At 33.0% G+C, this 9,439-nt stretch carries 14 protein-coding genes; 7 read left to right on the top strand and 7 right to left on the bottom strand.

What is annotated here, in order from left to right; all coding sequences use genetic code 11:
• The first annotated feature begins 579 nt into the window (after positions 1-579).
• Positions 580-942 (top strand): STAS domain-containing protein, encoded by a 363-nt coding sequence (locus JOC77_RS20975; protein ID WP_204548572.1) that lies wholly within the window; start codon positions 580-582, stop codon positions 940-942.
• On the top strand, positions 939-1,337 hold the full coding sequence (locus JOC77_RS20970; RefSeq protein ID WP_204548569.1) for an anti-sigma regulatory factor: 399 nt from the start codon (positions 939-941) through the stop codon (positions 1,335-1,337). The genes JOC77_RS20975 and JOC77_RS20970 overlap by 4 nt, the downstream gene beginning before the upstream one ends.
• Before the next feature lie 322 nt (positions 1,338-1,659).
• On the opposite strand, the gene JOC77_RS20965 is transcribed toward JOC77_RS20970, so the two are convergent.
• From JOC77_RS20965 to JOC77_RS21460, 4 genes are all read right to left on the bottom strand, one after another.
• Positions 1,660-1,860: a cold-shock protein gene (locus JOC77_RS20965; protein ID WP_204544663.1), complete on the bottom strand. Its 201-nt coding sequence runs from the start codon at positions 1,858-1,860 to the stop codon at positions 1,660-1,662.
• Between the two features lie 662 nt (positions 1,861-2,522).
• Complete coding sequence (locus JOC77_RS20960) at positions 2,523-2,705, bottom strand: hypothetical protein (protein ID WP_204548567.1); 183 nt, start codon at positions 2,703-2,705, stop codon at positions 2,523-2,525.
• Positions 2,706-2,719: 14 nt separating this feature from the next.
• Positions 2,720-2,971, bottom strand: coding sequence for a hypothetical protein (locus tag JOC77_RS20955; protein ID WP_204548564.1), 252 nt, complete (start codon positions 2,969-2,971; stop codon positions 2,720-2,722).
• Positions 2,972-3,383: 412 nt separating this feature from the next.
• On the bottom strand, positions 3,384-3,512 hold the full coding sequence (locus tag JOC77_RS21460) for a DUF4177 domain-containing protein (protein WP_338047260.1): 129 nt from the start codon (positions 3,510-3,512) through the stop codon (positions 3,384-3,386).
• A gap of 637 nt (positions 3,513-4,149) precedes the next feature.
• Between JOC77_RS21460 and JOC77_RS20945 the strand changes: the two genes are divergently transcribed.
• Positions 4,150-4,398, top strand: coding sequence for a hypothetical protein (locus JOC77_RS20945; protein ID WP_204548561.1), 249 nt, complete (start codon positions 4,150-4,152; stop codon positions 4,396-4,398).
• A 270-nt stretch (positions 4,399-4,668) separates the two neighbouring features.
• Here JOC77_RS20945 and JOC77_RS21680 read toward each other — a convergent pair whose 3' ends face one another.
• Both JOC77_RS21680 and JOC77_RS20940 read right to left on the bottom strand, forming a co-directional pair.
• Positions 4,669-4,824: a diguanylate cyclase gene (locus JOC77_RS21680; protein WP_275585099.1), complete on the bottom strand. Its 156-nt coding sequence runs from the start codon at positions 4,822-4,824 to the stop codon at positions 4,669-4,671.
• Positions 4,821-5,747: a GGDEF domain-containing protein gene (locus JOC77_RS20940; protein WP_275585098.1), complete on the bottom strand. Its 927-nt coding sequence runs from the start codon at positions 5,745-5,747 to the stop codon at positions 4,821-4,823. The genes JOC77_RS21680 and JOC77_RS20940 overlap by 4 nt, the downstream gene beginning before the upstream one ends.
• Before the next feature lie 226 nt (positions 5,748-5,973).
• Between JOC77_RS20940 and JOC77_RS20935 the strand changes: the two genes are divergently transcribed.
• From JOC77_RS20935 to JOC77_RS20920, 4 genes are all read left to right on the top strand, one after another.
• Positions 5,974-6,243, top strand: a complete 270-nt coding sequence (locus JOC77_RS20935; RefSeq protein WP_204548558.1) for a hypothetical protein — start codon at positions 5,974-5,976, stop codon at positions 6,241-6,243.
• Between the two features lie 487 nt (positions 6,244-6,730).
• Positions 6,731-7,513, top strand: coding sequence for a hypothetical protein (locus tag JOC77_RS20930; protein WP_204548556.1), 783 nt, complete (start codon positions 6,731-6,733; stop codon positions 7,511-7,513).
• On the top strand, positions 7,514-7,975 hold the full coding sequence (locus JOC77_RS20925) for a hypothetical protein (protein ID WP_204548551.1): 462 nt from the start codon (positions 7,514-7,516) through the stop codon (positions 7,973-7,975).
• A 36-nt stretch (positions 7,976-8,011) separates the two neighbouring features.
• On the top strand, positions 8,012-8,563 hold the full coding sequence (locus JOC77_RS20920) for a CBO0543 family protein (protein ID WP_204548548.1): 552 nt from the start codon (positions 8,012-8,014) through the stop codon (positions 8,561-8,563).
• 364 nt (positions 8,564-8,927) lie between these two features.
• On the opposite strand, the gene JOC77_RS20915 is transcribed toward JOC77_RS20920, so the two are convergent.
• Positions 8,928-9,269 carry a hypothetical protein gene (locus tag JOC77_RS20915; protein WP_204548545.1) on the bottom strand — a complete coding sequence of 114 codons (342 nt, stop codon included), beginning with the start codon at positions 9,267-9,269 and terminating at the stop codon, positions 8,928-8,930.
• Positions 9,270-9,439 lie beyond the last annotated feature (170 nt).

The raw sequence follows: 9,439 nt of genomic DNA, 5'->3' as shown, positions 1-9,439 counted from the left end.
CTCCTAGCCGTAAGATCAGTATGGACAGGAAACCCATTTTCATATTCTGTGGTGCAGCAGTGCTGCATGATTGGCTAACGGGTGCGTTAGTTGAAAAAGGAAGGTTGTGCTGGCAGCCTTTTTTTGTCGTAGATGACCCATTATGTGTACAAAAGATAGTACGGACTTGGTTATCGCTACAATTATTAAGTTCAATTAAAAGGCGTCCAAGTTCTTTAATGAAAAGTAAGTGTTCATATTCACTTTTCGTATAAGGCCAAAATGCAAAGAAAAGACCCTATTTAGTAGCAGTAGCATCTACATATAGGTTTTTATATAAAAATAAACGGTTTAAAGGTATAATACTTTATGGAACAAAAAAACAAAGCTTCGTTCTTAAAGCAAAATGTAATATCAGATATAGTGTTAGAGAAAAATAAAAGTGCTATTGATTAAATGCTAGATACACGAATATTGGCAGCAGATAGGCAGCAGAACTAGACATAAGCCAAAGACGGGTCAAAAGAACCCCTCTTTGGCGTTTTATTTTTCTCCCCCTAAAACAAATGATAAGGCTCATGAGTTATTGGAGGAAAGATAATGAGAATCCCTATATTAAAATTGAAAAATTTATTACTGGTTTCCATACAAGTCATGCTGGACGATAAAACGGCTCTCGAGCTTCAAGAGGATCTATTGCATAAAATTCATGAGACCAGTGCAGAAGGGGTTGTTTTGGACCTCACTTCTCTAGACATGATTGATTCGTTTATCGCAAAAGTAATTGGAGACATGGTCAGCATGGCAGAATTAATGGGAGCAAAAGTGGTGTTAACAGGAATACAGCCTGCAGTCGCTATCACTTTAATTGAGTTAGGCATAAGCCTTCCAGATATATTAACTGCCCTTGATTTGGAAAAAGGAATTGGATTGTTGAAGGAAATCAATGTGGTTCATCTATGATGGAAACGGTTAAAATCCATCAAGAATGGGATATCGTAGAGGCACGCAAAAAGGGAAGGGAAATGTCAAAGGTAATTGGATTTGGTGCAGTGGACCAAACTCGTATTACAACATCCGTATCTGAATTAGCCCGAAATATTTATTTATACGCAGGAAGTGGAGAAATCACGTTTCACCCAATTGAAGAGGGCAGTACAAAAGGTTTAAAGATTTCTGCTATCGATAAGGGTCCTGGTATTGTAGATATTAAAAAAGCACTGGAAGCCGGATATACTACCTCAGGCGGTTTGGGAGCAGGAGTACCGGGTGTAAAAAGACTAATGGATGAATTTCTCATTGATTCTACGGTTGGAGAAGGAACGACAATTGTAGTAAAAAAGTGGCTAAAAAGATAGTTGTCTTAATATGATATATGGCTAGCAGAGAAACAGAAAAGGACCAATTTTATGGTTCTTTTTGCTAGTATCCTTCGGCACTCTTTTTTTATGTTTCACTAGCAGGCAGGTTAGCGTAAAGATAAATAAAAATCTATACATCTCCCATATTGTCAATACAGTATGTTATACTGTAAACAAACCTTTGAAGCTTTAAATCTTTTTTTATTACCTTTACCATCTCCCTACTGAACAATGAGTAGGGTTTTTTAATGAGTATTATAAGGAGAATATAAAAAAACAAGCTCTTTAATAAGAGCTTGTTTATGTCATCTATATAAGATTAAGCTTTTTGAACGTTAGTAGCTTGTGGTCCACGTTGACCTTGCTCAACGTCAAAAGTAACTTTTTGGCCTTCGTCTAAAGATTTGAATCCTTCAGATTGGATAGCAGAGAAATGTACGAATACGTCGTCTCCATCTTCGCGTTCGATGAATCCGAATCCTTTTTCTGCGTTAAACCATTTTACTGTACCTTGTTCCATTTTTGTTGCCTCCTAGTGCGTTAAAACACATTGTATTACTATCCTTGCCCAAAGTGATTCTCAAAACGAAAAGTCGATATTCATACTATCCATTGTTACACCGAACAAAAATAATTCTTCTTTATCATAACAGGATACGGAAAAAATTGCAAATCATGCGAGGCATTAACAAAAATAGTATTTTTATAAAATCGTTGATAAAGCAAGGTTTGTTCTTCAACCTCCTGAAAAAACTTGTGAAAATTTGTCAAAGGCAGATTCTGGTTCACTAGGTATACCTACACGGTATGGGGGGATGGGCGGCAGCGTAGCGTAATCAACTCCATAATATAAGCGTACTAGCTAACAAGCCAATACGCTTATAACCTACTCTAAAATCTTGATGGCTTCAGTATCTATAAATATATTGAACTTCATATTGCCATTCCCTCTATAAATTACTTTATATTCTTAGATAAGTTTATAGAAGGTGCTCTTCTTTAGCTCTAACACCGCTGGTCAAAAGGTGAAGGTGTTTGCCGGAACTACTTCATCTCCAATGATATATAAAAGCCACGGAGAAGACGACATGAATCCAGTTTTTTAAGAAAAAAGCTATGTAAAGAATATCGTTAATTTAATTTATAAATTAAAGGACTTCAAGGTGTGAAGTCCTCTGGCGATTATCTTCCCTCTATTTCAAAAGTTGCAAATGGTGTCAAGAGTCTTCCTTGCTCATTAAGCAATTCGGCTATTTTTTCAAGGTCACCTTCCCATGTACCAGTATTATAAAGCTCCCTCACTGCCATTTCAAATGAGAGATGTTTTGATTTTCCATCCTTTTTACTTATCTTTTTTACCCGCATGATAAAACTCCCTTTCAACAAATTATTATATCCCATCCGAATGTATTAACAACCCTTAAAACCGCATCAAATCTTGGCCTTGCCTGAAGTGTTTCAAGTTCTGCTAATCCTACAGGAGAAATAATTGCATGTTCTTGCACCCATTTTCTTGGATAATCTAATTCTTCCTCCTTCTTCTTATATCCCCTATTATCTGCCTCCAATCCTGAAAATGTAATCATTTTTCCAAGCATGAGTATATTTTCAGATGGAAAATTTTGAATCAATTACTGCATTCAAATGGGTTTTTATAGCTTTCTCTTATGAAAACCTATTTATTGAAGAAGAATGATGAAAATTCATCGGTGGATCCTTTAACGTGTGGAATATTCTCTTCTTCCTATTCTATTATAAAGGCACATTGTGAAGAATTGTAATTAAACTATCGGGTGATGATCAAAGGGGTTTGGCCTATACCATTTTTCCGGCATTACAGTATGAGCTTAATTAATAAACTTAGTTTCAAACAGCAGCTTCGTAGTGAGGGGAAGCCGTTATCTGATGCAAGAATTGCATCATAAATTAGTTTTCATAATTAATTATTCTAAAAAAAATTCACAATGAAACCGTATATTACAAATAGGATATCTACTGCACAAAGTGGATATCAACTTACCGGATGTTAGGTACACCCGTTCTTTATAATAAATAAAACCCATCGAGGGGTCTTTCAAATATCAAGTCAAAGTATGAGCCCAGACAATTTGTAGCCATATCAGGTGCTACTAATTGTACAAATCGCCAACCTTCTTGTGCATTTTCCTGGATTACTTCTTGGTAGTTTTTTTTTGGCTTGCCGGAGAGTTTATTTAAATCGATTTAACAAATTTATATTCGTACAATATTATAACCTCACTACAAGCGGTATTACTTCACTATCGGGTGCGATAGTGGAATACCTGTAGCGATAATTGAATATTTTGTTTGGAATGATGTGGATTGTCCTTCCATGTTGCTTCTATATGGTTTTATTCTTAACAAAAGGGAATATCTTTGAGGACGACAACAAAGTGTGGATGATAATATGTACCTATTGTTCTATATATAATCACCCAGCTTTCTACGTTTAATAAGAATTTATTCTAATTGACGGTGATGTAGTAGAAGAAAGTAATTTAACCATGCAACCTCATTTTCATTCACTAAATGATTATTACTTGGCAATATTGAAACAAAGAATTTTTTCTACTCAAGTTAGGGAAATTGAGGTAGAGATCATAGGGGAAGATGAAAAATCAATAACTGATTTTAAAGTGAGTTTGTTCAACTAACGGGTGCTTTACTTGAAGAACAGGGGCTGCGGTGGCAGCTCTTTTTTTGTTTTGCTAACGTAGCAGTTTAGTTGAAGAATTAATCATCATGCTTAATATATAATAGAACCAAAAAGCGACGTAGGGGTGAAGTGATGAAATCGTATGTTATACCAATTTTAAAGGGAATCATAACAGGGATTTTAGATGCAAAGAGGGAGAAAATTAGTTTTACTATTACTTGTTCAGAATGCGGATGTCTTGGAGAATTAGTAAATTATTTTTCAAAAGAATCTGGAGATATAGCAGTTGTTAATGGTGACGGAATCGGCGAAAACGGCGAAAACATTGTATCAATTCGATGCAAGAAATGTGGAAATGAAATAGTCAGTTCAGAATTTTAATGCACAGTTCGAGACTATTGGGAAGAAAGTACTTAAGCTAAAGGTCAACCAGAAATATCTGGCTAAACTTATATTACGAACGGGTGAGTTAGTTAAATAGCTATTCATATAACCTGATGTAAAAGTTAAGCCCATAATTAATATTAAAGTACCACAAAATAAGAAGTATTAATAAAGTTTTCAAGAATCCATTGCATAGATGGGCTAATAGTATGCAGTAGACTAATGAAATACAAAATAAAGAAAAGCGTAACTTTAAATAGCTATTTTTTATTCAGCTACACAAACTTTGTTTCTTCCGGATCTTTTTGCCTGATATAAAGCCTTGTCAGCATCTGCGATTAATTCAGATGGGATAGATGTTGACTCATTAAAGCAAGCGATACCTATTGAGATAGTGATATTTATTTTTTCTCCAGTATTCAAAAGAAGAGTGTGTGGTTCTGAACCGAGTTTCTAATTTTTTCACTAATCTCAGTAGCATGGTTCGTTGGACAATCTAGTAATATCACAGTGAATTCTTCTCCACCATTTCGGCTTACTATATCAAAATTTCTTACGGAGTTTTTCAATATTTTACCTAGTTCAATTAGTACGACATCACCTTCTTTATGTCCGTAAGTATCATTAATTTTCTTAAAATGATCTATATCAATATAAAGAAGTGATAGCATTTCATTGTTGATCTCAAGATTTTTTAGTAGGTCATTGAATACTTCATCAAATTTTCTAACATTATTTAATCCGGTTAAACCATCTATTGCAGACTCTGACTTATAACGATTAAACAATTTTTGAGTGTTTCGCAAATATTCAACAATATAAAAGGATATTATCCCAGCTAAATAAGATATAAGCCAGTAAGATGGGATTAAAAGTGAAAGTGTTTGTAAATCCTTTAACAAGATTGAAAACAAAATTGTAAAAATGCCATTTGAAAAAGTTAATATATAGAAACTTTTTACTATGTTAGTGAGATTCATATTTGATATAAAAATCGACACAATTGTAATTAAGGTAATAAGTATCACAGCATAGTAGGAAGAAGTATTAATGCCTATTATAAAACGACCAATAATCACCAAAAACATTGCAACTAATGCTGGTATAGAACCACCATAATAGGACAGTAACATAATTGGTATATGTCGTAAGTCAATTATTGTACTACCCAAGTGCATGCTATATTGCATTAAAATGTTACTCAGAAGTCCTCCTAATATTCCCAAAAAGATTTTCCTTATAAGAGTAGATTCTCTATTAAGTGGTATAGAGTTTGTTAGTTGTGCATATCCAAAAATCAAGGAAGTCAAAATTGCTAAATTTGAAAGAAGTTCTTTAATTATCATATTAATCACCTACGTAAAGATAACACATACTGAAAGCACTTGGAAGAAAACATTTCGTGGATTATTAGCACTACAAATGGCTTTACTCAACTAACGGGTGCGTTAGTTGAACATGGTATGACTGCTACGGCAGTCTTTTTTGTAGTTTTAGTTTTAGTACATTAACCTTTCTGAAACTATATTATTGGAAAAACGTCTTATTCAATAAAGGGGAGAAGGGGAAAAGATGAAAAAAGCGGTAATAATTTTTACTTTAATTTTATCTTTAATAACGAGTGGTTGTAATATTATTGAGTCAAAAATTACAGAGGAACATGCAAAATTAATCGTTCTTGAATATCACAGTAAAGACATAGGTGAAGTTAAAATAATATCAGTTACTACTAAATTTAATAAGTATATTATTGAATGGGAAAACAGGGATAATTGTGAGAATGGCACAGACAGCGTTAACACAAAAGGTGAATTAAAAAACATTGTAACTACAATTTGCTAAATTTATCATTCTAACGGGTGCGTTATTTGAAGAAATAGGAATTAAATATATGTTCATATGCGGAAAACAAAAGGTATTAATCGTAACTTTTTAAAAATGTAAACGTCCAATAATACAAAGGATGAAAGGATGGAGAGGGTTTTGAATAAGTTAAAGATAATATCCAAATATGCCCCGTCATTTTTCACTGGTTTGTTTTTTTTTCGGCTTTTTTGTCTGCTCTATTAATTTTTGTTTTAATTAAAATAGGGATTATTCACTAATCTAGTTAATCATATCGTTTGTATTGGTGGTTTTATTACTCTTCTTTAGCTAAAGGGTCCGTTAGTTCAACAAGAATGGCTGCGGAGGAAGCTCTTTTAAACGCTCTAAATAAGGAAAAGTACTTTGTAGGGGCCTTTTAGGTCTTTTTTTGATTCTTTAAGATGTATATTCCTCTATTTTTTTTAGAAAGATATTTAAAGGACAAGAGGAGGAGCTTAACAGGATGAAACAATTAAAAAAGAGTAAAAGATTACCCAGAAACTATTTAGGCTTAATTGATACTCCTATGTTACATTTTAGAAACCCGTATATAGTAGCGGGATGGTCTGTTACATTTCCAGGATTCGGACATTTAATCTTAGGTAAGTATTTCCGAGGATTTGCTTTAATTATTTGGGAAGGTTTTATCAATCAATATTCCAAAGTGAATATGGCAATGGTCTATTCTTTTAATGGAGATATTTCAGCAGCTAAGGACATTCTTAATATTAGATTACTGCTTTTATATATGCCAGTTTATTTCTTTGCAATATGGGATAGTTACCGAACAACAGTCGATCTAAATAACGAATTTAAATTGAGTGAAAGAGATAAATCTCCGTTAAGAAAATATACGATGAATTCTTTCGGCATTAATTATTTGGATAAGAGGAGTCCAAATATTGCTACTTTATGGGCTTTGTTCATCCCTAGCCTTGGACAAACTTATCAACATAGGACTTTATCTGGCCTATTTACTCTTATATGGGCAATAGTTTATACATATAATTCTCACCTAATTGAAGCAATAGTTTATCTCATATTGGGAGATATAAACCAATCAACACAAGTGTTGGATATGCAATGGGCGTTGTTTATCCCTTCCTTTTATTTCTTTACTATATTTGATGCTTATGTGAACACAGTTGAGTTAAATAAAATATTCGATAAAGAACAGAAAGATTACCTAATTAATAATTTTCAACCTTCTAATTATAAGATCAAAAAAGGAAGGCTGGTTAAATAGATGCAAATTATTGCAACATATGAACATTCAAAATATCTAGAGCTTGGTATCACGGAATTACAACAAAATGGAATTACTGATATATTTGCAGTTCCTATAAAAAAGGTTATGAAAAATCCTGCAATAATGGATACTATACACCACTCAGATGGCCGTTCTTTTTTAGATTTTGGGTTTCTTCTAGCTGTAGTATTTTCAACCATACTTGCCTGTAGGGGATTGGTATGGGAATGGGGACCAATTTACTGGGGACTAATTGGGGGAGCAGGAGGTGTTATTCTAGGATTCCTAATAGAAATAGTGAAATTTAAAATAAAAAATAAAGATAAAAAGGTCAAAATTAAATCAAAAGACAAATTCGCAGAGGTTATTCTTATAATAAACTGCGAGAAAGAAAAAATGGATTTAGTCACTGACATACTCACACGTAATTTGGTATTAGGATTAGCGATGCTAGAATAGAGTGATTACATATTAATCGCCTGAGGGGGTGTCTTAGTGGAATACATATTAGATTACAAAAATGTAGAGAGAGCAAGGAAAGTGTATACTGATATTTCCTTCGAACATTGGTATAAGGATGACCTATTTAGTCCCCAGTGGTGGTTTTTATTAATCAGCACTTTGGCTTTGATAATTATTTTTTGGATATTTATTGAAAAAAAAAGAGAGCGATTCTTAGAAATATTTTCATACGGACTCTTATGCAGCGTATTTGCTAGTGTGCTTGATACTGCGGGGGTAGAATTTATGCTATGGGGTTATCCTGATAAACTTGTCAATATGGTGCCACCCCTTATACCAGCAGATGTTGTAGTAATCCCTATTTCAGCAATGTTTTTATATCAGTTTTGTAAGACACGTATCAAATTTGTACTGGGTTCGGTTATACTCGCAGCAGTTTACTCATATATTTTGGAACCATTATTTATTAAGTTCAGTTTGTTCGAACTTAATCATTGGAAACACACATATTCTTTCATAGGTTTTATTCTCTTTTTTATAACTATTAAGGAGTTACTAAAGGTAATCCTTCAAAGGTTAAAATAATAAAGATAAACAATTCACTTTTTATGTCTCCAAAATTTAATTTCTTTAAACGGTGCCAAGAAGATTATATTGTGAAAATATGCACTTAAAGTAACGGGTGCGTTAGTTCAAGAACAGCTAGAATGATTCTAGATGATAAAGTATAAGCCGACTATTAAGTCGGCTTCAGAGTGTAGACAAAATCAATTTCAAACAAACTTTGTCGCGAAAAATGAGGTTTGTCAATTTATTTCTTGTATATATGGTGGCTTTTCTAAAGTTAAGCACTATATATTGAGGGTTAAATATTATTAAAAAATAGCTGTCGACTTTGTCGACAGCCTGAAGCCGACTATTAAGTCGGCTTATAAAAATAGACTATAAATTATTTTTTAAATATAAGTTTTGTTAATACAGTAATGATTAAATATTTAAATGATTTATTAACAAAAAATCTGAATCCGTAGAATGCTTTTCCTACTTCAATGATGTAATAGACTGGAATAAAAAAAGCAGCAACTGTAAAGGGGAAGGCAATAGCCCAACCTGTATCAATAAATAATAAAAATAAAAAAGATAAAATCATTTGTATTAAAATGACTGCTTGTGCAGCAACTCTTGTAGGTTTAGTAATTAGATTATATACAATATATATAATTAATTTTAAACCTGATTTAGTTAAGTCACCCTCACCATCACCATCTATATCAATACCTCTATGACTCATTATTCGCCCCTATCATTCCAGTTAAATATTACCATCATTTTCGGCTTAGGAAAATATTTATTTCTGTTCGGTATTTTTAACTCCCATGAAAATTAATTCTGAGATACAGTCAAAAAGGCAATACTAAAGAAGACAGCTCATTCTGTATTTTTAAAAGAGTGCCTGGTTGC

The sequence above is a fragment of the Peribacillus deserti genome (genome assembly GCF_016909175.1).
In the GTDB taxonomy this organism is placed as follows: Bacteria; Bacillota; Bacilli; order Bacillales; family DSM-1321; genus Paraperibacillus; species Paraperibacillus deserti.
The sequence above is the reverse complement of the archived record's forward strand: the minus strand, read 5'-3'. Positions and strand labels throughout refer to the sequence as shown.

Excerpts from the sequence above, each read along its gene's own strand:
- JOC77_RS20975 (WP_204548572.1), top strand. The coding sequence starts at position 580 with ATGAGAATCCCTATATTAAAATTGAAAAATTTATTACTGGTTTCCATA.
- JOC77_RS20970 (WP_204548569.1), top strand. The coding sequence starts at position 939 with ATGATGGAAACGGTTAAAATCCATCAAGAATGGGATATCGTAGAGGCA.
- JOC77_RS20965 (WP_204544663.1), bottom strand. The coding sequence starts at position 1,860 with ATGGAACAAGGTACAGTAAAATGGTTTAACGCAGAAAAAGGATTCGGA.
- JOC77_RS20960 (WP_204548567.1), bottom strand. The coding sequence starts at position 2,705 with ATGCGGGTAAAAAAGATAAGTAAAAAGGATGGAAAATCAAAACATCTC.
- JOC77_RS20945 (WP_204548561.1), top strand. The coding sequence starts at position 4,150 with ATGAAATCGTATGTTATACCAATTTTAAAGGGAATCATAACAGGGATT.
- JOC77_RS20940 (WP_275585098.1), bottom strand. The coding sequence starts at position 5,747 with ATGATAATTAAAGAACTTCTTTCAAATTTAGCAATTTTGACTTCCTTG.
- JOC77_RS20935 (WP_204548558.1), top strand. The coding sequence starts at position 5,974 with ATGAAAAAAGCGGTAATAATTTTTACTTTAATTTTATCTTTAATAACG.
- JOC77_RS20930 (WP_204548556.1), top strand. The coding sequence starts at position 6,731 with ATGAAACAATTAAAAAAGAGTAAAAGATTACCCAGAAACTATTTAGGC.
- JOC77_RS20925 (WP_204548551.1), top strand. The coding sequence starts at position 7,514 with ATGCAAATTATTGCAACATATGAACATTCAAAATATCTAGAGCTTGGT.
- JOC77_RS20915 (WP_204548545.1), bottom strand. The coding sequence starts at position 9,269 with ATGAGTCATAGAGGTATTGATATAGATGGTGATGGTGAGGGTGACTTA.